This window comes from Acetivibrio sp. MSJd-27 (assembly GCF_018918095.1).
Taxonomy (GTDB): domain Bacteria; phylum Bacillota; class Clostridia; order UMGS1840; family HGM11507; genus HGM11507.
In genome coordinates this window covers 116,668-139,399 of sequence record NZ_JAHLPV010000002.1, presented here as the reverse complement: position 1 = coordinate 139,399, position 22,732 = coordinate 116,668, and the positions used below count along the sequence as shown (strand labels likewise).

The following is a 22,732-nucleotide window of genomic DNA, read 5'->3' as shown; positions in this document are numbered from 1 at the left end:
GTTATTTCAGCATTTGTAATATATTTTTAATATTTTCGATTTTGCGGTTTTGTTCACCGCCTTTTGTTTTGTAAGTAAATCCGGGTTTATTGTTCGCGTTGATAAGAATCCGCCCCTTATACTGCCCGGCGATTTTGGATATTTTTTCAAAGTTCAGACTTTCCGCGTTTTCAAACAGGAAAGTGACAGAACTCATTGTGTCGTTGATTTCACAGATCCCCAGTGTTTCCGCCACAGCCTTGATATATGCGATATCCGTCAAGTTGGCCACGCTTTCAGGAATATCCCCAAACCGGTCAAGAAGCTCGTCCAGCGTATCCGATAAGTCCTCCTCGGAACGAATGGAGGAAATACGCTTGTACATATCCATGCGAAGATCGTGGTTTTTGATATAGGTATCCGGAATGAAAGCGTTCACCTTAATATCAATACGAGCACTGGCTTCCGGCTTGGACTGCTCGCCTTTTTTCTCCCGGACAGCCTCCTCCAGAATTTTCAAATACATATCATAACCGACTGCGTCCATATGGCCGTGCTGTTCTGCACCTAAAACATTCCCCGCGCCCCGGATTTCCAGATCCCGAAGGGCAATCTTAAAGCCGGAACCGAATTCAGTAAACTCCTTAATTGCTTTCAAACGGTGTTCCGACTGCTCGGTCAATGCTTTGTTTTTCTGATAGGTGAGATAGCAGTATGCAAGACGGTTGGAACGGCCGACCCGCCCACGAAGCTGGTAAAGCTGAGACAGGCCCAGACGGTCGCTGTCCTCGATGATCATGGTGTTTGCATTGGCAATGTCCAGCCCTGTTTCAATGATGGTGGTGCAAACTAAAACATCAATCTCTCCGTTAAGCATATTGATAAATGTTTTTTCCATCGCCCCCTCGCTCATCTGACCATGAGCAACCGCCACCGTGGCATCCGGACACAGCTCCTTTACCCTGGCGGCAACTTTGTTGATTCCCTCTACCCGGTTATAAAGATAGAAGACCTGCCCGCCCCGGGAAAGTTCCTTTTCTATGGCTTCCTTGATGATCATGGGATTATATTCAATCACATAGGTTTGCACGGGAAAACGGTCGCTGGGCGGTTCAGACAGCACACTCATATCCCGGATACCCAGCATCGACATGTGAAGGGTGCGGGGGATCGGCGTTGCCGTAAGAGTGAGCACGTCAATATTTTTTTTCAGTTCCTTGATCCGTTCTTTATGCTCTACGCCAAACCTCTGTTCCTCATCTATGATCAGAAGTCCCAGATCCTTGTATGCTAAATCCTTGGAGAGAACCCGGTGGGTGCCAATGAGAATATCAATCTCACCGGAACGCATCTTCCGAATGATTTCTTTCTGCTGCTTGGGGGTTCGATAACGAGAAATCATTTCAATATTGATCGGGAAATCTGCCATCCGCTGTTTAAAAGTGTTGTAATGCTGCTGTACCAATACAGTGGTAGGAGCAAGATAAACGGTTTGCTTCCCGTCAGCGGCAGCCTTGAATGCGGCGCGAAGCGCTACCTCTGTCTTCCCGTAGCCCACATCACCGCAGAGCAGACGATCCATCGGGCGGGGACTTTGCATATCCTGTTTTGTCTCGTCTATGCTGCGTAATTGATCTTCGGTCTCCTGATAAGGAAAAGTCTGCTCAAACATGGTCTGCATGTCCGAGTCGGAGGAAAAGGCGTATCCCTCTTTCTTTTCCCGTTCCGCATAAAGGGCGATCAGCTTCTCCGCCAAGTCATCACAGGCCTTTTTTACCCTGCTTTTCACTTTGGCAAAGTCTGCTCCGCCCAGTTTGTTCAGCTTGATGTTCCTTTCTCCGGCGCCGATGTATTTGTTTAAGCTGTCCAGCTGGCTGGCCGGTATATAAAGGCAGTCGGTTCCCTGATACTTGATTTTCAGATAATCCCGCTTCACCTTCTCCACGACCAGTTTCTCAATCCCGACATACTGACCGACTCCATGGACATTGTGCACCACATAATCCCCCACCTTCAAATCCGCGAAGGAGGTGATGGCGTTTTCCCCTTGTTTCTTTTTCTTCTTCTGTTCTTTTTTATAGCTTCCAAAGATGGATGCGTCATAAAGGAGGACAAATCGGTTTTCCTGATAGCAAAAGCCGGAAACTCCTTTTTTAGGGAGCAGTACGACCTCCTTTTTTCGGAGTGGAAAATCCTTTCCGTCCGATGTCTTGCTGAATATTCCGTTGGAGGACAGAAGCGTCTTGAAATTTTCCAGCTTGCTGCTTCCCACCGGGACAACCACTTGATATCCCTTTTCCAGATAGCTCTCCACATCGCTGACAAACAAATTTATTTTCCCATAATAGCTGGGCGTGTCAATGGCGGATACCGAAAGGGAAGCCACCGGATGATAATCCGGACAGGAGGAAAGGACGCTTGAAATTCCCATAAAGGGGAATGCAAGCATCCGTTTTAACATATCATAATAATCGTGATACAGTTTGATTCCCTTCCTCAGCAAACCATTTTCCACATGCATGGTAATTGTCTGTGCCTGTTCCATCATAAGGGCATCCTTGGTCTCGGAAAGACGAAGCGGTTCGTCCACAATAATGATAGTATCCTCGAGAGAAAAATAGGAGAGGAAGGTTTCTCCAGCCGGATAAATGATATCCAGGTAACGGTCCATCGCACCGAAATAGCGCTGACTTTGAAAGTGCTCGATATCCTCCTGCAGCTGTTCCTTCAGATTGGCCTTCCGCGTGGATTTTTCTTTCTGTTTGAGTTCCTTGATAATCCGCCTTCTCTCTTCATCGTCAAAGAGAATCTCGGCCGCCACTGTGACTGTAAATTCCTGACGGTTTTCCAGGGACAGCTGTGTTTTTTCGTCAAAGGTGCGGATAGAGTCAACCTCATCCCCAAACAACTCAATCCGGTACGGCTGGGATGCGGTGTAAGGAAAAATATCCAGAATGCCGCCCCGGAGGGAAAACTGGCCCGGACTTTCCGCTACATCCTCATTTTTATACCCATAAACCGTGAGGCATTTTGTGAATTCTTCAACCGAAAGCATATCTCCAATCCGGAACGTTTCCCGCGCGAGCCGCTGTTTCGGCAGAATAGGCTGAGTGAGAGATTCCAGTGTTGCCAGATAAATTTTTGTACCCGGCTCCAGCGTTTGATAAAGACATGTAATCCGGGTTTGTGAGACTTCCCGCGATTGCGCTTCAATGTTATAAAAATTGAAATCACGTTCCCAGAAAATATGGCTGTCCACACCAAAAAAGGCCAGCATTTGGTTCATGTTCCGAACAGCCTGGCGGTTCTTCATAACCACAAGGATATTTTTCCCCACGGCTTCTTTTAAGCCGGAAATATAGTGCGCTTTCGCCTGATCCGTAATCCCCGTTATATTCAGAGGTGTTTTTTTCTCTTTTAAATAAGACAGGCTGTTTTCATAGGCCTCTATCTGATGAAAGAGTGTCTGAAATCCGTCCAAATGATCACCTCCCGTTTCAATATATTCTGTTTTTTCAGGTATTAGACCTCATAGTCAACCACAACTCTGGCCGCATTCACCTTGCGTACATAGCCTGCGACTTTCAAATGCTCCTCATGATTTTGATAGCGGTTTAAATCTTCTTTGGAGTCAAATTCGGTATAGAGCACTACATCATATGCCATTTCGCTTGCGTTGAAATTGATGCCCACCTCAACAGCCCGCAGAAAATCCAGTTTTTCTTTCAGACCCTCCAAGCCGTTTTTGATAATTTCCGCATTCTCCTCTTTGGTTTTTCCCTCTGCGTTCTCTTTTAATTTCCACATAACGATATGTTTAATCATCGGTTTCTTCTCCTTCTTCTTTCTTTCCCAGGTTCGTGGCATTGTAACGGTTCATCGCCGCATCTACCCCATCTTTTATAAAAGTGTCTATCACACCCATATTGATTTTTGCAATCTCCCGCAATACCTCCAGACTGGAATTTGAGAAAGGGGAGAGGACAAAATCCTTCAAGTCCCCAAAGTGCTTCTCACTTATCCCGATTTTTATGCGGGGAAACGCATCGCTGTGCATGTGATAGATAATGTTTTTAATGCCGTTATGTCCTCCGTCCGTTCCTTTTCTGCGGATGCGGAGTCTTCCCAATTCCATGGACACGTCGTCATAGATAACGAGGATGTCCTCGGGGGGTACTTTATAGAAATCAGCGGCTTCCCGGACACTTTCACCGCTCAGATTCATAAAGGTCTGCGGCTTTAAAAATAGAATTTTTTCACCGTTTATCATGATCTCTCCAGTCAGCCCTTTAAATTTTATCCGGTTTATGGAGAAGTTATGCTCTTGGGCATAAAAATCCGCCATCAAAAAACCGGCGTTATGCCGTGTAAATTCATATTGTTTGCCCGGATTTCCCAGAGCCGCAATGATTTTCATATGTTGTCCTCCTTTCGCCGGCGTTAGAAAACGCCCAAAAGGGACTGTCTTTTCAACAGCCCCCCTCCGTTATTTCATTTTTGCTTTTTTACACAAACAGTGTGCTGACGGACAGATCCTCATAAATCCGATCGATAGCCTCCGCAAACACCGGCGCAACAGAAAGGATTTTCACTTTGTCCAGCTTCTTTTCCTCCGGCAGGGCAATGGTGTCCAGAATAACAACCTCGTCAAACGGCGCCTGCTCCAGACGTTCAATGGCAGGGCCGGAGAATACCGCATGAGTGCAGGCGGCGTTTACTGTGATAGCACCGCGATCCTTCAGCGCTTTTGCAGCGTTCGCGATGGTTCCGGCGGTATCAATCATATCGTCAATCATAATAACATGTTTATCCTTCACATCGCCGATGATATTCATCACTTCGCAGACATTCGCCTTGGGACGGCGTTTATCAATGATGGCGATGGGGCAGTCCAGCTTATCCGCATAGAACCGTGCTCTGGTAACGCTTCCCAAATCCGGAGAAACGATGCACAGGTTATCATAATCCGCATATTTTTCCGCAAAATACGGGCAGAGGACAGCGGAACCCAGCAAATGGTCAACAGGAATGTTGAAGAATCCCTGAATCTGCGGAGCATGCAGGTCCATTGTGAGCAGCCTGTCCGCTCCCGCTGCTGTCAGCAGATCAGCAACCAGTTTCGCGGAGATCGGATCTCTGGCTTTCGCCTTTCTATCCTGCCGCGCATATCCGAAATACGGAATGACCGCAGTGATACGGCCGGCGGAAGCACGCTTGAACGCATCGATCATGATCAATAATTCCATCAAGTTGTCATTTACGGGGTTTGAGGTTGATTGCACAACAAAAACATCAGATCCGCGGACAGTTTCATAGATGTTCACAGCAATTTCACCATCGGAAAAATGGTTGATGATAGACTGCCCGACATCCACCCCCAGGATGTTGGCAATGTCCTTCGCAAGCTGTGGATTGGAATTTGCAGCAAAGATCTTAATGTCCTTACCGTGAGTTATCATTTTATTTTCCTCCGTTTCGTTTTTCATCCCGTTTTAAAACCCATTCCTCTTTATTTTCCTGCCTTACCCTGGAAATGGCAAGGGCATTCTTCGGGACTTCTTTGTGAATGGTAGAGCCTGCCGCAATAAAGGAATGTTCCCTCACCGTCACTGGAGCAACCAGATTGGTATTGCAGCCGATAAACGCGTCATCCTCTATCACAGTCTGAAATTTGTTCTTTCCGTCATAATTGACGGTGATGGTACCACAACCGAAATTTACCCGCTCCCCAACCTGTGCGTCGCCGATATATGTTAAATGGGATACTTTTGTATTGTCGCCGATTATGGATTTCTTGATCTCCACAAAATCGCCGATCTTGACATGGCTTCCGATATCACTGTTCGGGCGGATATAGGCAAATGGCCCTACCGTTGTATCAGCGCCGATTTTGCTGTCATTGACAACCGCTTTTAATACGGTTGTCCTGTCACCGACCGTGCTGTTATTTATTATTGTATCCGGTCCGATAACACATTCACTCCCAATATGGCTCCCTGCTTTTATCTGGCAGTTGGGTTCGATAACTGTATCTTTTCCGATCACCGCTCCCGGTTCTATGTAAGTGTTTTCCGGGTCAACAATGGTGACGCCGTCAAGCATATAATTTTCATTCACTCTCTGCTTTAGAATTTTTGCGGCCTCCGCCAACTGCACCCTATTGTTGATTCCCAGAATATCCCGGGAGTCTTTCATGATATAGGTGCCCGCTTTCCCACCGCCCTTTAAAATCAATTCCACGGTATCCGTCAAATAGTATTCTCCCTGAGCGTTATCATTGCGCAGGGAATCCAAAGCACCCAGCAGTGCGGATTTTTCAAACATATACATTCCTGAATTGATTTCACAGATTAAACTTTCCTGCGGCGTAGCATCCTTTTGCTCAACGATTTTCAAAAGATTGCCGGAGCCATCCTTGACAATACGGCCGTAGCCAAAGGGGTTATCCAGCTCCGCAGAGACCACGGTGACACTGTTGCCGGCATTTTTATGATGCTCATAAATTTCATTGATGCTCTCGCTGCCGATCAAAGGCGTATCGCCACAGAGAACCAGCACGGTAGAAGAACTGCCGATCTGATCTCTCACCTGCATGACGGCATGACCTGTACCCAATTGCTGTTTCTGCACACCGAATTTTACTTTTCCATCCAAATGTTCCATTACCTGCTCTTTCCCATGGCCGACCACAGTGAGAATATCATCAGCCTGTGCCGTGGTCAGTGCATCCACAATCCAGCTGATAATTGGTTTTCCAAGAATTTTGTGCAGAACTTTCGGGGTGGACGATTTCATTCTTGTGCCCTCACCGGCCGCCAGAATGACAGCGGAAAAACGATCCATACAATAAACACTCTCCAAGATATTTGATTTTTCACATTCCATACATTGCCAACTTGTTTTGAACATAAAATTTGGAAAGCGTATAGGCCATACACTCTCCAAATTTTCATAATTATTCTTCTTCTGAGTCTTCCGGAGCTTCTAAAAGAGCTTCCTCGTAGGCCGCCAGAATTTTCGTTTCCAGCAATTCCCTCGTTTCGGTGTTGATCGGATGGGCAATATCTTTGAATTCCCCCTCCGGTGTTTTTCTGCTTGGCATAGCGATAAAAAGCTTTTCTTGCCCTTCAATTACTTTAATGTCATGAACCACGAAGCAATCATCCAAAGTAATAGAAACCACAGCTTTCATCTTGCCGATAGAATTCACCTTACGAACACGAATATCTGTGATATTCATTCCTCTGTCACCTCCCTGTACTGACTTAACGCCTGTCCCACCTTTTATTGCAACCACTTTTTTAACAGCCGTCTGCCAAATCTTAATTGAAAAACCTATGTATATTTCTATTATACACAAATTTTTCAATTTGTAAAATGTTTTTTTGATTTTTCACTCATACGAAGCGTTAGAGCGTCAAACCTAATATGATTTTTTGAGGAAAATCATCCCATTTTCATAGTGGAATGCTGATAAATGACAACTTTTGAAGACTGCCAATCAAAAGAGGAGGGAAGTTAACCGTACAATGAATTTATGTTTCAAATACTCTCACCGGTTTCCTCTGATTTTTCAGCTTTTTTATGTTTTTTGGGGATTTTGTTTGACTAATTGTCAGTTTATTTTATATAATATATAATAAGATTAATGATAGGAGGAATTTTCCTTGCATTCAGTCATAGATGTTTTGAGGCAGAAAAACAGCAGGATTCATTTTATTGGAATCGGCGGTGTCAGCATGAGCTCTCTTGCCAAGCTTCTCTTTCATGACGGTCACACCGTTTCCGGCTCTGACGCCAATATCTCTTCCAATACAAAAGCGTTGGAGCAGCTTGGTATAAAAGTGATCTACAAACATGCGGCAGAAAATATCAGGGATTTTGATCTGGTGGTTTACACGGCGGCGATTCATGAGGACAACGAGGAACTGCGCCAGGCCAGAGCAAAAGGGATTCTGACGGTGGAGCGCTGTGTTCTTTTGGGCGAAATGATGCGCGGATACCACTATCCCGTTAACGTGGCGGGAACCCACGGAAAAACGACGACAACCTCCATGATAGCCAGCATATTTTTGGATGCCCGTTTGGATCCTACCGTATCGGTAGGAGGAGATTTCAACCGAATTGAGGGCAATCTAAATATCGGAAAAAAGGATTATTTTATCTGCGAGGCTTGCGAATATGTGGAAAGCTTCCTGCAATTTTATCCTTACGCTTCTGTGATCCTGAATATTGAAGCAGACCATCTGGACTATTTCAGGGATATTGAGCATATCAAGTCCGCCTTTCTGAAATTTTCCGATCGAACCGATGAAAACGGTTTTGTCCTTCTGAACGGCGACGATATAAACTGCCGTGCAATCCGGCCGGCGATAAAGCACAGAACTTATACCTTCGGTATGCGTGAAGAGAATGACATTTATGCCAAAAACGTTACCTATGACAGAGAGGGACACCCGTCCTTTGATGTGATCTATGAAGAGAAAAAGCTGGGCAGAGCGGAGCTTGCTATAAAGGGAAGTCACAACATTTTAAACGCGCTGGCCGCAACACTTTGCTCTTTGCTTCTAGGCGTTTGTTTTGATGATATTGCGGCGGGATTAAAACATTTCGAAGGTGCGAAACGCCGCTTTGAACGCAAGGGTATGTTTCAAGGCGCCGCGGTCTACGATGATTATGCGCATCACCCTACCGAAATCGCCTCCACACTAAATTCCATATCCAACATGGAATACAATCATCTTTACCTGATATTCCAGCCCCATACTTACACTCGCACCAAAGCTTTATTTCCCGAATTTGTGAAGGTCTTAAGCGGCGTGGAAACACTGATTATTACCGATATTTATGCTGCCCGGGAACAAAATGTTTACGGCATTTCCTCCAAGGACTTGGCTGAGCGTATTGAAGGAGCGGTTTATCTTTCTGATTTTACACAGATTGTTGACTATGTCAGCCAGCGGGCCGGGGAAGGGGATCTTGTGATAACCGTGGGTGCCGGAAATGTCTTTCAGATTGGCGAGATGCTTTTAAAGCAGGGGACAGCGGACGAAAATCCATCGAAAAATAAAATAACCGTCGGCTAAAATAGAGCCGCAAAGAAAAGGCAGACACACAATGAATTTTGATGTGTCTGCCTTTTTAAGGGAGCCAGGGGTTCGAAAACGGATTCTGCCGCAAGTAAAGCGGATGGAAAAACCTTCTTATTCGGCGGGTGTTTTCATAAAGTAAGGGGCGGTGTCCATAACACCCAGTGAAAACTGTTCTCCGTTTTCCATCACTGCAATGATTTCATAATTTTCCTCCCCCGTGACACTTTTCAGAAAATTTCCTTTTCGGTAGTCTTCAAGAAGCTTTCGTATCGCTTCTTTATCTGTCACCTCGCCAACTGTTTCATTGAGAACGCTGACCATGATTTTTTCTACATTCGCGGGACTTATGACAACTCTTTGATAGATATTGTGTTCCCGCAGATAGGCAATGGTGTTTTTAAAGTTGGGGGTTATATGGATATCCGCGCTGCGCGCAACGGTTTGCTTTTTATCATCCATTTTTGTAAAACTCACAGTGCACAGCACATCTTTATCCGCTGGATTAATATCCTCATAGCCAAGTGTATCAATATCTGCAAGAACCAGCCGGTAAACTTCTTTTGCCGTGTCGCTGTCCATGGAATAACTGTAGGAGCTGTGTATTTCCGCACTGGTGAAATCAGTATCCTGAAAACGGCGGACCACGTCAAAATAAGCCTTCTTATAATCCTGACTTTCATACAGTGGTTTTAGTGCGTCCTCTATCACTGCTTCATCGATTCGGTAGTGGCGGGTGAAGATCTCTCCGTCTTTCATACGGTAGCTGATGGTTCTGTAATAGCGGCGGTTTCCGGCAGAATCCGGATATGGAGCTTCCAGAAGTTCCTGTTTGTGTGCAATGATAGAGCGGTGCACATCGGCGATGAGCTGAATCGTTTCCGGATTGTCGACTTCCCCCTCTACCCGTTCGGTATTTGTTGCAAAATCTTCCGTTAGAGAGTTCATATCCTCCGTGCCATAAGAGGCAGACGCCGGTGCAACCGGAAACTTCGGAGCATCCCGTATGTTCATATCTTCCGTGCCATAAGAGGCAGACGATACATTGGCGATATCCGGAATGCGTTTTTCGTAACCAAAAACATCCGCCTTCACGCCGGCCGAAATGACCGCGACAATGGCGATAAAAACCAGAAAGCCCCGCCAGCAGTGAAAGACCCGAAAGCTTTTCCGCATCAGCATTTCACTTCCAAAGTAAGCGACAACAGCCGCTGTTAGGAACAAAATGCCGGTCAGGACAGAGATTTGGTTGTTTAAAGCCGATGAGTAGGTTACCACCAGAACACAGAGACATATGGTCACGAGATATTTGAAAACCGGCTTCAGCCATTGGAAGCTGATAGCGTCCCCGGCTGTTTCCAGATTTCTTCGGCGGTAAAACAGATAGGCAAACACAAGCAGCAAAACGGTAAGTATCAGCAGAAAAATCACGTCAATTGCGCCAAAGGTATGATCTCCATTAAAAGCACGTATCAGCTGGAAAATCGGAATCTGCTCAAACAAAGGATCCAGAAAAGTGATATTATCCCGGTAGCCGAACAGAACCAAGCTCATCAGGTAAGAGACGCCCGTACAAAGCCCGATGGGCAGATAATAGGAAGCATATGTAAAGATGACCTGCAAAATGGTGTTCCCTGTAAGCATTGCGAAAAAGACAGGGACAGCGAACAAAACAGCGGAAAACAGAAGCTGAAGCCCCACAAACGCAAAAATACTAGTCATCGGCATAACCGAACAGTAGCCGCCAAACGTACAGTAACACATCAAAATGATGCCGTTTAACAGGATAGGCAGATACATCAGAACAATACCGGACACAAAATTGGTCACAAACAGGCTCAACCGCGTCACCGGCAAGCTATGGATGGCCGCCGCCTGCTTCTTCACGTGCAGATAGCGGAACAGCAGCAGGGATACCAGCACCGGTACGACAATCAAAAGCCCAATCGCAAACAGCGAAAAAGAGTTCCGGAACAGAAGTGAGTCAAACACGGAAGGCGGGTTGCTTGCCTGTTGGAATTCCGCATAATAGGTGACTCCTGACATGGAAATCTGCATCGGCATGACCAGTACCAAAATGATAAAGTAGAGAAGAGAACCCCACCAAAGCCTTCTGAGGTTATTTAGAAATATGCTTTTGTTAAATAAAGATGTCTTTGATGTCATAACCAATCCCCCCTAACTCATAGATAAATACCTCTTCCAGCGTAAGCTGAACGGAATCCGAAATCAATGGATTGTATTCCGCGATTTTATCGCTGATCTTTTTTCGGTCGCCCTTGATAATCAGCAGGCTAACGGAACCCATTTTGCTGACGTGCAGAACTTCCAATTCTTTTTCCAGCTGTTCCACAGCGCCGTCCTGCGGGAAGGCAACCTGAAATTTGTGGATGTCACCCTTTAAATCATCCAGCTCCTTTTCCAGCAGCATATGCCCTCTGTGGAGAATTCCTACGGTATCGCAGATATCCTCCAGTTCACGTAAATTATGGGAGGATACCAAAACCGTCATCTGGCGTTCGGACACATCCTGCACAACCAGGTTCCAGACTTTTTTCCGCATAACAGGATCCAGCCCGTCCACCGGTTCATCCAAAACAAGCACATCCGGCATGGAACTGATTGCGAGCCAGAACGCAACCTGTTTTTTCATTCCCTTTGACAGCTTGCTGACCAGCTTTTTCTCATGGATTCCGAACACCTGTTTTAACGTTTCATAGCGCTCCCAGTTGAAATCCTTATAGGTTTCGGCATAAAATTTCGCCATTTGCTGGATGGAAAAAGTTGCAAAGAAATAAAGGTCGTCCGGTATGTAGAGAAGCTTTTGCTTTACTGCTGTATTTTCATAACAGTTTTGACCGTTCACCAGTACCTCTCCGCCATTGGGACGATAAACACCGGTAATATGGTTTATGACGGTGGTTTTCCCAGCTCCGTTTGGACCGATCAAGCCATAGACAGAACCCTTTTTCACATGCAGACAAAGATCGTCAAGTGCCTTGAACTGCTCAAAATATTTCGTAATATGATTTACCTGAATCAAAGATTATCCCTCCCTTTTAAAAGAATGCTTCCATCTGACTGGTTATCTGTTCTCTGGTCTCCCCAATGAAGATCAGTTCCCGGACGAGCTCTTTCATCTGCCGGTATAGTGCCGTACACTTTTCGTTTCGGTTGATGGTGCTGACCCTCGCGACAAAATTTCCCTTTCCCTTGACCGAATAAATATATCCTTCCGTCTCCAGATCCTTGTATGCCTTCTGGATGGTGTTGGGATTCAGTGTAAGCTGCATGGATAGCTCTCTGACGGACGGCAGCTGATCGTTCTCTTTGAGTATATCGTTTAGGATCATGTCTTTCATCTTGTCCTTCACCTGTTCGTACAATGCTTTTTTTTCGGTATAATCCAGCGTAAACAAGATACCACTCCTTTCTCCATCTGTACTATGATTAATAATACAGTTAATACAGTCATAATATAACCGATTCTTTTCAAATTGTCAATAAAAATTTTAGAAATTTTTCCGAATCCCCTCCGGAAACCTTGACAGAAAGCCAGGAACATACTATCATATTGGAAAGAAACAGGGGGACTGCACATGACAAATAATCATTATTTTACCGGCGTAAAGGACGGACTCCCAATCGGTCTTGGATACCTGTCTGTTTCATTTGCATTTGGGATCATTGCGTTTCAATGCGGATTAAACATATTCCAATCGGTTCTGATCTCGTTTACCAATCTGACCTCAGCCGGACAATTTGCAGGGGTCAATATTCTGGCGGCAGGCGGAACACTCTTGGAACTGGCACTTACCACATTTATCATCAATATACGCTATATGCTGATGTCCTTTTCTCTCTCTCAAAAAATAGAGGAGGGGATTCCATGGTACCAGCGGGCAATTCTGTCCTTCGGAATCACCGATGAAATCTTTGCGGTAGCGTCCCAGCGGAAGATGGATTTTAATTTTACTTATTTTATGGGACTAATGACTCTGCCAATCATTGGATGGTCATTGGGAACCTTTCTGGGTGCATACAGCGGAAATATCTTTCCGCAAAGCATCCAAAATGCCCTCGGCATTATGCTGTATGCCATGTTTATTGCAATCATTGTGGAACCAGCCAAAGAATCCAAACCCATCACCGTCGTGACATTGACGGCTATTGCAATCAGCTGTCTTTTTTATTTTACGCCTGTATTGAAAGAACTGTCGGTAGGGTGGATTGTGATTATCGCCGCACTGGTAAGTTCCGGAATTGGCGCTGTCTGCTTTCCGCTGAAGGGAGGCATGGAAAATGAGTAACTTTAAGATTTATGCCGCCGTGTCAGTTATGGCGCTTACAACCTATCTCATACGGATGCTTCCCATTACACTTTTCAAGAAACGGATTACCAATATCTACATTCGCTCTTTCCTGAGCTATGTGCCTTTTACCGTCTTAGGTGCAATGACCTTTCCGGCTATTTTCTATGCAACTGGAAACACCGTGTCTGCAGGAATCGGATTTATTGTGGCTCTGCTGCTTGCCTGGAAGAAAAAGGGGTTGCTTACCGTTTCTCTCGCATCTGCAGCCGCCGTGTTCCTGGTGGAACAGGTTCTGCATCTGCTGTCCCTATAGCAAAACTCTTCAAAAAAGAGGTGTATATCATAAAAAGCAAAAAGACCACCATCGTATTGTGCGGGATTTATTTAGCGGTGCTGACATGGATCATTCTATTTAAAATGGAAACGAATCTCTCATTGCTTCAAAGAATGCATCAGAGAAGCGTTAATCTGATTCCTTTCGCCGGTTCCCTTGTTGTGAATGGAAGCGTTGATGTTGCGGAAATCCTTTTAAATGTGATTGCCTTTCTTCCGTTTGGGATTTATTTATCCATGATTTCTCCGGAAGGAAGTGTATCCAAAAAAATTCTTTCAATCGCTTTGGTCAGCTTGTCCTATGAGATTTTACAGTATATCTTTGCGTTGGGTGCAAGTGATATTACGGATTTGCTCGGGAATACCTTGGGCGGCATTCTTGGGGTTGGAACATTTATCCTATTGTCAAAGATATGGAAACACAAAACAATAAAATTCCTGAATGTGCTGGGCTTAATCGGTACAGCCACAGTAATCCTGTTTCTGGGATTACTCACTCTTGCAAACATATAGCCCGCCTTGCAAAATTTTTCCCGATATAGATTTTCATATTACATAGACAGTTGCTTTATCAAATTACCTGCCTTTCGTGTTTATTCGGAATAGAAGAATCCCGCCGAAAAATTTTTCAGCGGGATTTCATTTTGCTTCTTAAATGGCAGCTATTTTCTGTTTTTGATATAAAAATCGATGACATCAGCCGCTTTCTCAACGGTCAGATTGCTGGAGTTGACGCACAGGTCATACTCGTTCACATCACCCCAGGTTTTGTCGGAATAATAGCTGTAGTAAGCGGAACGGCGCTTATCCGTCTTTTTGATTAGACTCTTGGCCTGTTCCTTTGTCAGTTCTTTGGTCTCCATCACTGTTTTTAGCCGATCTTCATAATTGGCATGAATGAACACGTTGACACAATTCTCGTGATCCTTTAAGATATAATCAGCGCATCTTCCCACAATGACACAAGACTTTTCCTGTGCTAGCTTCCGGATCGTTTCAATGGTGAAGATAAAAAGTTTATCGTTGGTGATACAGTCGTTATAGCCCAAAAAGCTGTTGAGTGAAACATGGTTTCCCATAACCGCGGAGTACAAAAAACTGTTGGAGGGCTGTTCATCCGCATTTTCAAACAGTTCTTCATCAATGCCGCTCTCTTTTGCGGCCAGGCGCAGAAGCTCCCGGTCATAGAACTCAATCCCCAGCTTATCCGCCAATGCTTTTCCGATCTCTCTGCCGCCGCTTCCAAATTGTCTTGCAATGGTAATAACCAGATTGCTCATACGATCACCTCTTTTATTTTTTTGTGATTCGATTTTCAAACCGGCAGGCTGAAAATGAATCGTATGAAATTGGCAAGTTTCCGCTTGCCGAAAAAGACTCTTTTTATTTATTATAACAAGAATGAGACACTTTTGCAAGGCAAAAGCCGCTATAAAAGCGTTTCCTCTCAATAAGGGGTGTTGCCCTGCTATGAAGCGATTCAGAGGAAATACAGTCTTCCTCGGGAAAATAAAAATGGTTTCGGCCGTCTGCAAAGAATGAGTTCCATACTTTATGCGGAAAGCACAATAAATTTCTCTTCTAAAAATATGAAACTTTTTTTTAAATCCCCCGTCTATAAATACAAATGATTACAAGCCATTAAGGAGGTACATAACCTATGAAAAGAAAAACAATCGCTCTGATTCTTTCCGCTATATTGGCAGGGACCGCTTTTGCGGGCTGTTCCAAAAACGAGGAGCCCCTTCCCACGCCGGAACCTACCGAAACCGCATCCCCTGAAGGGACGGAAGTCCCGCAGGAGAACCCGGCCACTACCCCCGAGAACAGCCCCGCTCAAGGCAATGAAGATGCCGCCACGGGAACCGGTTCTAATCCCACAAAAAAACCAGCGCAAAACCCGACAAAGAAACCAGCCTCAAATAATTCCTCTTCCAACGGAACTCCATCCGGCGGCAGCAATGGAGGACAGTCGACTGCCCAGACACCCACTCAGGCACCTGCTCCGTCCGTCACCCTTTCCGCCCTGATGAACAAAATGATCGGAGCTCTGCCAGCGGATTCCTATTCACTGTCCCAGATTCCCGACGACTTTATCGGAAATGTGTATCAGATTGACAAATCAAAGTATGAGGATGTTTTGGTTTACGGCTCCATGATGGGAGTTCACGCCAATGAAATTATTCTGATCAAAGCAAAAGACTCCGCAGGCGTCAGCGAGGCGAAGAAAACCCTGCAAAATCGGAAAAACAAATTGATTGAACAGTGGAAATCTTATCTGCCGGAACAGTATGAGCTAGTAAAACAATCCGTGATCACTTCCAACGGTTTATACGTTGCTTTTGTCTGTGCGGACAGTCAGAATAAAGCAGTCAGCGCGTTTAACGCCGCATTAAAATAGAATGTCGCATTCTATCTATACGCTATAAAATAACATTCTTTTGATGCAGGGCAGGGAACCGTTCCTGCCCTGCAAATTATGTAATATGCTTTGGGCGTTGATTCGAATTCTTCCATTCCAGGGGAAAGGATGCCGCAACGCTTGTTCATTGAAATAATCCAATGCTTATGAAGGGGGATTCTATGGTTTTTTCCAGTGTGCTTTTTTTGTTTTATTTTCTTCCCGTGGCACTGGTGCTGTATTTTATCACACCGAAACGATTCCGAAATGTGACGCTTTTTCTGGTCAGCCTTGTCTTTTATGCATGGGGTGAACCAATCTATGTACTTATTATGCTGTTTTCCACTGTGTTTGACTTCACCAACGGTTATCTGATCGACCGGTACAGGGAGCGGAGCATTCTGCCCAAGGTGATTCTCATCATTGCGATTGTGGGAAACTTGGCTATTCTCGGATTCTTCAAATACGCCGATTTTATGATTAACAATATAAACAGCCTGTTTGGCCTCTCCATTCCGCTTCTATACCTGCCGCTTCCCATCGGGATATCCTTCTACACCTTTCAGACAATGTCTTACTCTATCGACGTATACCGCGGCGACGCGCCGGTACAGAAGAACGTTTTTGCCTTTGGAGCATATGTAACCCTGTTTCCTCAGCTAATCGCAGGCCCGATTGTCCGGTATAACACCATCGCCGAGCAGCTGGTACACAGGGAGGAGAGTTATGATAAATTCGCCTCCGGCATTTCCCGATTTATGACAGGCCTAGGAAAAAAAGTTCTGCTTGCCAACAATATCGGTTTTCTCTGGGACACCATAAAAGTTCTGCCTGCCGGCGAACTGTCTACGATGACGGCATGGCTTGGAATCATCGCTATGGCGCTGCAACTTTACTTTGACTTCTCAGGTTATTCTGACATGGCCATTGGTCTCGGCCGGATGATGGGATTTGAATTTATGGAAAATTTCAATTATCCCTATATCTCCAAAAGCATATCTGAATTTTGGCGCAGATGGCATATCAGCCTTGGCACCTGGTTTAAGGAATATGTATACATTCCGCTGGGCGGGAACCGGGTGAAGCTGCCGCGGGTTTTCTTCAATCTGCTGGTTGTCTGGTTTCTGACTGGTCTGTGGCATGGCGCCAACTGGAACTTTGTGCTTTGGGGGCTTTATTTCTTCGTGTTTATTGCTCTGGAGAAAGCCTTTCTCGGAAAGCTTCTTAAGAAGATACCGGCATTTTTCCAGCATTTTTACGCGTTGCTGGTGGTGATTACCGGAATGACCTTTTATGCGGTAGAATCCATGCCCGATTTGCTCGCTTATCTGAAAACATTGTATGGCTTTGGTGCGGGAGGATTCATGGACGCTACATTCCTGTATCAGCTTTCTTCCTTTTTCCCGGTAATTATCATCATGATAATTGGCTGCCTGCCCCAGCCGGCACAATGGATGCGCAGGTTTGCCACAGGGAAAAGAAATGTGATCGTTCCCATTCTTGCGATGATCCTATTCTTTCTCTGCACCGCTTATCTGGTGGATTCCACCTACAACCCGTTTCTATACTTCAGATTTTAGGAGGTGCCGCCGTGAAACAACTAAATAAATGGTATTGTATTCTCTTTTCTGCTGTGCTGCTCACTTTTTGCATTGTCAATGTGGCAACGCCTCAGAAAGCTTTTTCCGACAACGAAAACCGGCCGTTGGCACAGTTTCCCATGCCGTCGGCAGAAAGCATCCTTTCCGGCGACTTTATGACTGACTTTGAAAGCTATTCGACCGACCAGTTTATCGGCCGGGATTTCTTTATCACAATCAAAGCCGGAGCAGAACGCGCTGCCGGAAAGAGAGAAAATAACGGGGTTTATTTTGGAAAAGACAGTTATCTGATACAGAAAGTTCCGGCTTTGGATCTGCGTACTTTAAGCACCAATACAGCGGCCGTCAAAAAGCTTAGCAGCCTTGACAAATTTAACATCAAAGTTGCCTTGGTTCCCACCGCTTATGAGATAGAAAAAGATAAGCTTCCGGCATATGCTTACCAGCCCGTTCAGCGGGACATTGTCTCTCTGACTTCTTCCTTGTTTGAGCAAAGCGGGGTTGCCCTCATCGATCCCTATCCGGTTCTGAATGAGCACAGGGAGGAGTATATCTATTACCGCACCGATCACCACCAGACAGCCTACGGAGGCTATTATACGTATCAAGTCCTGGCACAGGAACTGGGCTTCGCTCCTTACCGGATAGAGGATTTCACCGTCAGAGAAATGTCCCGTTCCTTTTACGGCACAACTTGGTCGGAGGCAACTCTGCCGGATATTGAGCCCGATACCATCTATCTGTTCGAGCCCAATTTTGATATCAGCTTCACTACCGAATTTATTGGAGAAAACAAAAAATTAGAGGGGCTTTACGATTTGGAAGCGCTCAGCCAGAAGGACAAATATGTCATGTATCTGGGCGGAAACCACCCCATTACCAAAATCACCAGTTCCCTTCAAAACGGAAAAAAGCTGGCTGTTTTCAAGGATTCCTATGCGCACAATATTGTCCCCTTTCTTGCAAATCATTATGAAGAGATCCATATGATCGATCCGCGCTATTATAATCTGGATCCCGTCGCTTATCTGGAAGAAAACGGAATCACCGATGTTTTGATGCTCTACAGCGCCTCCAACTTTGCTTCGGATACCAATCTGTTCAAAATCAGCGCTTATATAAAATAGGGAAAGACTGCCGCACAAGAACCTGCGGCAGTCTTTCTATAGCAATGAAAACTTTTTTATTTTCTGAAGAAAAACATGTGCCGGAAGGGTATTAGGAAATTGATTCTATCAATAAATCTTCCATTTTCACATGGAGAATATCTGCCAGAATAGGAATGTCAATGTCAAATACACAAACTTTCCCTTCTTCTATCAATCGTATATCCTCTTTCCATATATTTCTTCCTCTTTCTTTTAATAGATCAGACAGTTCTTTCTGAGAAAGTGATCTCATAATTCTATAATGTCTAATATTTAATCCACTTATATTCAACCTCATAAAAATCACCTTTTTTGTAATTATTTTTATAATCCTAATTTATCTTATTTTATCCTATTTATCAATATTTTTTACGCATTTATAGTATGATATATATGAGGTGAATTTAATGAAACCTGGAAAAATTAGTGTAAGTGTCACTTTGGATGAAGACCTGTTGCAAAAACTTCGAAAGCTTGCGGATGCTGACAGCCGTTCATTATCTCAGTATATTAATGTTATTTTGCGGGAACATCTAAACAGTGTAAATAAATCCGAGCCTCAATGAATCGAAATTTCAGGAGTGGATATTATGCGGCCTTTAAAAGAAAAAGTCAGCATTTCATTGGATAAAGATATGGTTGAACAATTAAAAGAATTAGCTGAAAAAAACAATCGATTATTTTCCCAATATATCAACTTTGTGCTGCGTGATTATATTACAAATAAATTGGATAAAAAATAAGCTTACAAAAAAGAGTAGATCCACCAACCGGATTTACTCTTTTTCGATCTATGCTCATTTTTTCTGTATATAGAAATGAGATTAGAAGCGATTCCTCCTATCGCTTTTCAAATAGTGCATTGAAGTTTCCAAATACTGCATTCTCTATAGGTGAAAGGTTCCTTTTATCCCCTTTTTTTTCTGAAATTTTTATGGTAAAATAACATTATAAAAAGTTTTTCCTTCTGAAAAACGCATCTGCGCTTCGCACGCTGTTTTTTGAAACATGCAATTGCGCACGATTCCGCGCAATTTCCTATGTTATGAAGACAGACGGCGTTCCTGATCGCTCCAAAACAGAAGCGCTGAAATTCTGTAAAATATCCAATCAAAAGGGGATGACCGAATGAAAAAACAGATTGCCTTTTTACTGATTTTTTGTATTCTGTTTCCAGTCTCCGCGCAGGAACCGGGAACGGATGCAGAAACGCCTTCCCATATCATCACCGCAACGGGAATCTTTGACTCTGCGGATATGCAGTCCCAGGGCATAAGCGGTCTAAAAAACGATTACGTCCCCAAGATACGCATTACGATCCGGGAAAAAGCCCCTAATCTGCAAGGTCCTTCCGTATCCTACACCGTCAACCTGCCGTCCCCCTCAAAAGACTGGGCCTACATTGCACAAAAAGACGGTTTCCCCGTGCAGGGGGATTTTATACAGATTTATAAGGATAATCAAAATGATGCGCCTCTGTTCACTGCAGAGCTGGGAATCCAAACCGATGCCCAGGGCTGGTTGATTGAAATTCCTGATAATATATTCGCTTCCTCAAAAGAAACGCTCTTTTTCGGCGTGGAAAATGAATCCGGCAAAACAGCCGCTTTGCAGCGCACGGCGGTAAATATAGACGCAGAACCCAAAATCTCGGCGAATGTGCCGCAAAGTATTTCGATCTCCAACAGTGCAAGAAAATTATCCGTTTCGGTGCAGCCGGATTCATTCTCTGTCAAAGACATTTTCCTTTTTTCTTCCAACAATTCCGTTTTGGGGGCATACAGTGATCTGTGCTCGATAAAGGGAATCGCAAAAGGCGCCGCAACTCTGACCATCCAGGTAACAGCGGTAGAAAAAAACACAAAAAAAACGCTCACTCTGGAAAAGAGTTATCCTGTTGAGGTCACCGGCTCCAATTCCGGCGGGGGAGGCGGAGGCGGGGGAGGTTCTTCTGTTCCCAAACCTTCCGCCACGCCGACCGCGGCACCGACTGCCACCCCCACTGCCGCACCGACCGAAACACCGCTTCCGTCCGCAAATCCCTTCGACGATATCCCTCCTGATTTAAGCTGGGCCGAGGAATCCATCGCATTTCTGGCGGCTAAAGGGATTGTTACCGGAACAGGAGACCGAACCTTCTCGCCAAACGACAATATCATCCGGGGAGATTTTGTATTGCTTTTATCCCGCATGTTCGATTTGGCTTCATCCCCTGACGCAGAATCATCCTTTCAGGATGTAACTCCGTCCGATTACTATTATGATGCGGTACTGGCGGCAAAAGATCTGGATATTGTCAGCGGCGTGACAGAAAGCACTTTTGCACCGGGACAAAGCATCACCCGGGAGGACATGGCCGCTATCTTTTACAGGACGCTGGTACATGCAAAGGCAATTGATCCTGAGGCAGATCTTTCGGTTTTGAAAAGTTACAGAGATAATGCGCTTATTTCTGATTACGCCCGAAAACCGCTGGCCGCTATGACAGAAAACGGCCTTATCAAAGGCAAAGAATACGGGATTGCACCCAAGGATACCGCCACACGGGCTGAAATGGCCGTGATTCTGAAAAGAGTATATGATTTGATTCATTCACAGAATTTTTAAAAAAGGCTGTCACTCTGCAAACATAGAGTGACAGCCTTTTTGCCGCATAAAACGGTATGAGCCAATTCTTCAATAAGGGCTTGCCCCGTCATTCAACGAGGACAAAGGCACTGCATAGCAGTGCCGCAATCAGCGGGAGTACAATCTCCCGCTGATTGCGGATATGGAACCCGCCGCCTTAAGAGGCGGGGGACATCTTGCCCGCAGTTATATGATATTTCAATATCCCAGAGAATTCAGCACCGTATCATCATTATAAATCCAATCCCGTACATTGATGATTTCATACTCTGTGGGTGTCCTGCGTATGACCACCTTCTCGACACCTGCATTGATAATCATCCGTTTGCACATGGAACAGCTGTTTGCTTCCGCCACCAGTTCCTTAGTCTGTACGTCAACTCCCACCAGATAGAGTGTACCGCCGAGCATCTCGCGGCGGGAAGCGCTGATAATACAGTTCGCTTCCGCATGGACGGAACGGCACAGCTCATATCGCTCTCCCCTGGGAATTCCCATTTTTTCGCGCAGGCATACGCCAAGATCGTTACAGTTTTTCCTGCCCCGCGGGGATCCGGTATACCCGGTGGATATAATCTCATCATGGTTGACAATGATGGCTCCAAAATTCCGGCGTAGGCAGGTGCCGCGCTGTGCCACCGCCTGCGCAATATCCAAATAATAATTGCTCTTTCCCTTCCGGTGCATTTGCTTCACTCCTCTTTTATTGATTTTTTTAATGATCCGCCATTCCTTGGTAAATCTTGCTGGCATCGAAAGTACAGCAAGGAAGACAGCGATATATCACGTAATATTTCATCGGAATGTTTCTTGCGAGGTTATGATACCATAAAAGCAACGCTTTTCATGGTATAATTGTCCATAGGCTTCGGTGGTCTGGACTTGTTCCGGACGAGAACCCCGGACATCCTGTATAATATGCCCTGCGCATATTATATCACAACAACGGAGGCGGCGGAATGTCGCCGCAGCATTGTGATTCAATCGTTCTCCAAACCTCTTAACATTTTCAATGTTCTAGAGGTTTGTGAGGTTATTATACCATGTATAAAAATAAATGAAAATAGGTTTCAAAAAATTAATTTTCTTTTAATTTTCCATAAGTATGGATTTATGCTCAGCTTTTATGGTATAATAATCTAAATATATTATGTTCTTCCCTGCCGTGCAGGGGAAGAACATCAGCACCGTGTCTTTTCGCATAAAGCGTTCATCCCGCAATTCTGCGAAGCACGGAATA

General features: G+C 44.9%; 21 protein-coding genes. 10 read left to right on the top strand and 11 right to left on the bottom strand.

Features of this window, described 5'->3' with window-relative positions:
* Position 1: 1 nt before the first annotated feature.
* From mfd to spoVG, 6 genes are all read right to left on the bottom strand, one after another.
* Positions 2–3,460, bottom strand: a complete 3,459-nt coding sequence (gene mfd, locus KQI32_RS01700) for a transcription-repair coupling factor (RefSeq protein ID WP_216423687.1) — start codon at positions 3,458–3,460, stop codon at positions 2–4.
* A 41-nt stretch (positions 3,461–3,501) separates the two neighbouring features.
* Entirely contained in the window at positions 3,502–3,804 is a 303-nt protein-coding gene (locus tag KQI32_RS01695; protein ID WP_177691306.1) for a Dabb family protein, read from the bottom strand.
* Complete coding sequence (gene pth / locus KQI32_RS01690; RefSeq protein ID WP_177691307.1) at positions 3,797–4,396, bottom strand: aminoacyl-tRNA hydrolase; 600 nt, start codon at positions 4,394–4,396, stop codon at positions 3,797–3,799. Before pth ends, KQI32_RS01695 begins: the two co-directional genes overlap by 8 nt.
* A gap of 88 nt (positions 4,397–4,484) precedes the next feature.
* Positions 4,485–5,438: a ribose-phosphate pyrophosphokinase gene (locus KQI32_RS01685; protein ID WP_177691308.1), complete on the bottom strand. Its 954-nt coding sequence runs from the start codon at positions 5,436–5,438 to the stop codon at positions 4,485–4,487.
* Between the two features lies 1 nt (position 5,439).
* Positions 5,440–6,822 (bottom strand): bifunctional UDP-N-acetylglucosamine diphosphorylase/glucosamine-1-phosphate N-acetyltransferase GlmU, encoded by a 1,383-nt coding sequence (gene glmU / locus KQI32_RS01680; protein WP_216423686.1) that lies wholly within the window; start codon positions 6,820–6,822, stop codon positions 5,440–5,442.
* Positions 6,823–6,934: 112 nt separating this feature from the next.
* Complete coding sequence (gene spoVG / locus KQI32_RS01675; RefSeq protein ID WP_216423685.1) at positions 6,935–7,219, bottom strand: septation regulator SpoVG; 285 nt, start codon at positions 7,217–7,219, stop codon at positions 6,935–6,937.
* 427 nt (positions 7,220–7,646) lie between these two features.
* Between spoVG and murC the strand changes: the two genes are divergently transcribed.
* Positions 7,647–9,065: a UDP-N-acetylmuramate--L-alanine ligase gene (murC, locus tag KQI32_RS01670; protein ID WP_253290974.1), complete on the top strand. Its 1,419-nt coding sequence runs from the start codon at positions 7,647–7,649 to the stop codon at positions 9,063–9,065.
* Between the two features lie 117 nt (positions 9,066–9,182).
* On the opposite strand, the gene KQI32_RS01665 is transcribed toward murC, so the two are convergent.
* Genes KQI32_RS01665 through KQI32_RS01655 form a run of 3 tightly spaced genes read right to left on the bottom strand, consistent with a single transcriptional unit; the run spans position 9,183 to position 12,487 of the window.
* Complete coding sequence (locus tag KQI32_RS01665) at positions 9,183–11,234, bottom strand: DUF6449 domain-containing protein (protein WP_216423684.1); 2,052 nt, start codon at positions 11,232–11,234, stop codon at positions 9,183–9,185.
* Positions 11,209–12,111, bottom strand: a complete 903-nt coding sequence (locus tag KQI32_RS01660; RefSeq protein ID WP_216423683.1) for an ABC transporter ATP-binding protein — start codon at positions 12,109–12,111, stop codon at positions 11,209–11,211. The genes KQI32_RS01665 and KQI32_RS01660 overlap by 26 nt, the downstream gene beginning before the upstream one ends.
* Positions 12,112–12,127: 16 nt before the next feature.
* Complete coding sequence (locus KQI32_RS01655) at positions 12,128–12,487, bottom strand: GntR family transcriptional regulator (protein WP_177691314.1); 360 nt, start codon at positions 12,485–12,487, stop codon at positions 12,128–12,130.
* A gap of 180 nt (positions 12,488–12,667) precedes the next feature.
* Between KQI32_RS01655 and KQI32_RS01650 the strand changes: the two genes are divergently transcribed.
* The 3 genes from KQI32_RS01650 to KQI32_RS01640 are packed head-to-tail and all read left to right on the top strand — an operon-like array spanning position 12,668 to position 14,227.
* Complete coding sequence (locus KQI32_RS01650; RefSeq protein WP_216423682.1) at positions 12,668–13,378, top strand: AzlC family ABC transporter permease; 711 nt, start codon at positions 12,668–12,670, stop codon at positions 13,376–13,378.
* On the top strand, positions 13,371–13,694 hold the full coding sequence (locus KQI32_RS01645) for an AzlD domain-containing protein (protein WP_177691316.1): 324 nt from the start codon (positions 13,371–13,373) through the stop codon (positions 13,692–13,694). Before KQI32_RS01650 ends, KQI32_RS01645 begins: the two co-directional genes overlap by 8 nt.
* A 20-nt stretch (positions 13,695–13,714) precedes the next feature.
* Positions 13,715–14,227: a VanZ family protein gene (locus KQI32_RS01640; protein WP_308167025.1), complete on the top strand. Its 513-nt coding sequence runs from the start codon at positions 13,715–13,717 to the stop codon at positions 14,225–14,227.
* A gap of 149 nt (positions 14,228–14,376) precedes the next feature.
* On the opposite strand, the gene KQI32_RS01635 is transcribed toward KQI32_RS01640, so the two are convergent.
* The gene (locus tag KQI32_RS01635) at positions 14,377–14,994 is read right to left on the bottom strand and encodes an AAA family ATPase (RefSeq protein ID WP_177691318.1); all 618 of its coding nucleotides are present in this window, start codon (positions 14,992–14,994) and stop codon (positions 14,377–14,379) included.
* A 380-nt stretch (positions 14,995–15,374) separates the two neighbouring features.
* Here KQI32_RS01635 and KQI32_RS01630 point away from each other — a divergent pair, with 380 nt between their 5' ends.
* From KQI32_RS01630 to KQI32_RS01605, 6 genes are all read left to right on the top strand, one after another.
* A complete protein-coding gene (locus tag KQI32_RS01630) occupies positions 15,375–16,115 on the top strand; it encodes a DUF4358 domain-containing protein (protein WP_216423681.1) in 741 nt (246 codons plus the stop codon).
* A 182-nt stretch (positions 16,116–16,297) separates the two neighbouring features.
* A complete protein-coding gene (locus tag KQI32_RS01625) occupies positions 16,298–17,695 on the top strand; it encodes an MBOAT family protein (RefSeq protein WP_216423680.1) in 1,398 nt (465 codons plus the stop codon).
* 11 nt (positions 17,696–17,706) lie between these two features.
* Positions 17,707–18,843 carry a DHHW family protein gene (locus KQI32_RS01620; protein WP_216423679.1) on the top strand — a complete coding sequence of 379 codons (1,137 nt, stop codon included), beginning with the start codon at positions 17,707–17,709 and terminating at the stop codon, positions 18,841–18,843.
* Positions 18,844–19,271: 428 nt separating this feature from the next.
* A complete protein-coding gene (locus tag KQI32_RS01615) occupies positions 19,272–19,430 on the top strand; it encodes a TraY domain-containing protein (protein ID WP_216423678.1) in 159 nt (52 codons plus the stop codon).
* A 24-nt stretch (positions 19,431–19,454) separates the two neighbouring features.
* A complete protein-coding gene (locus KQI32_RS01610) occupies positions 19,455–19,607 on the top strand; it encodes a ribbon-helix-helix protein, CopG family (RefSeq protein WP_177691323.1) in 153 nt (50 codons plus the stop codon).
* 385 nt (positions 19,608–19,992) lie between these two features.
* Positions 19,993–21,471: an S-layer homology domain-containing protein gene (locus KQI32_RS01605; protein ID WP_216423677.1), complete on the top strand. Its 1,479-nt coding sequence runs from the start codon at positions 19,993–19,995 to the stop codon at positions 21,469–21,471.
* Between the two features lie 219 nt (positions 21,472–21,690).
* On the opposite strand, the gene KQI32_RS01600 is transcribed toward KQI32_RS01605, so the two are convergent.
* Positions 21,691–22,179, bottom strand: coding sequence for a cytidine deaminase (locus tag KQI32_RS01600; protein ID WP_177692064.1), 489 nt, complete (start codon positions 22,177–22,179; stop codon positions 21,691–21,693).
* Positions 22,180–22,732: the final 553 nt, after the last annotated feature.

Excerpts from the sequence above, each read along its gene's own strand:
- KQI32_RS01695 (WP_177691306.1), bottom strand. The coding sequence starts at position 3,804 with ATGATTAAACATATCGTTATGTGGAAATTAAAAGAGAACGCAGAGGGA.
- pth (WP_177691307.1), bottom strand. The coding sequence starts at position 4,396 with ATGAAAATCATTGCGGCTCTGGGAAATCCGGGCAAACAATATGAATTT.
- KQI32_RS01685 (WP_177691308.1), bottom strand. The coding sequence starts at position 5,438 with ATGATAACTCACGGTAAGGACATTAAGATCTTTGCTGCAAATTCCAAT.
- glmU (WP_216423686.1), bottom strand. The coding sequence starts at position 6,822 with ATGGATCGTTTTTCCGCTGTCATTCTGGCGGCCGGTGAGGGCACAAGA.
- spoVG (WP_216423685.1), bottom strand. The coding sequence starts at position 7,219 with ATGAATATCACAGATATTCGTGTTCGTAAGGTGAATTCTATCGGCAAG.
- KQI32_RS01665 (WP_216423684.1), bottom strand. The coding sequence starts at position 11,234 with ATGACATCAAAGACATCTTTATTTAACAAAAGCATATTTCTAAATAAC.
- KQI32_RS01650 (WP_216423682.1), top strand. The coding sequence starts at position 12,668 with ATGACAAATAATCATTATTTTACCGGCGTAAAGGACGGACTCCCAATC.
- KQI32_RS01645 (WP_177691316.1), top strand. The coding sequence starts at position 13,371 with ATGAGTAACTTTAAGATTTATGCCGCCGTGTCAGTTATGGCGCTTACA.
- KQI32_RS01635 (WP_177691318.1), bottom strand. The coding sequence starts at position 14,994 with ATGAGCAATCTGGTTATTACCATTGCAAGACAATTTGGAAGCGGCGGC.
- KQI32_RS01630 (WP_216423681.1), top strand. The coding sequence starts at position 15,375 with ATGAAAAGAAAAACAATCGCTCTGATTCTTTCCGCTATATTGGCAGGG.
- KQI32_RS01625 (WP_216423680.1), top strand. The coding sequence starts at position 16,298 with ATGGTTTTTTCCAGTGTGCTTTTTTTGTTTTATTTTCTTCCCGTGGCA.
- KQI32_RS01615 (WP_216423678.1), top strand. The coding sequence starts at position 19,272 with ATGAAACCTGGAAAAATTAGTGTAAGTGTCACTTTGGATGAAGACCTG.
- KQI32_RS01610 (WP_177691323.1), top strand. The coding sequence starts at position 19,455 with ATGCGGCCTTTAAAAGAAAAAGTCAGCATTTCATTGGATAAAGATATG.
- KQI32_RS01605 (WP_216423677.1), top strand. The coding sequence starts at position 19,993 with ATGAAAAAACAGATTGCCTTTTTACTGATTTTTTGTATTCTGTTTCCA.
- KQI32_RS01600 (WP_177692064.1), bottom strand. The coding sequence starts at position 22,179 with ATGCACCGGAAGGGAAAGAGCAATTATTATTTGGATATTGCGCAGGCG.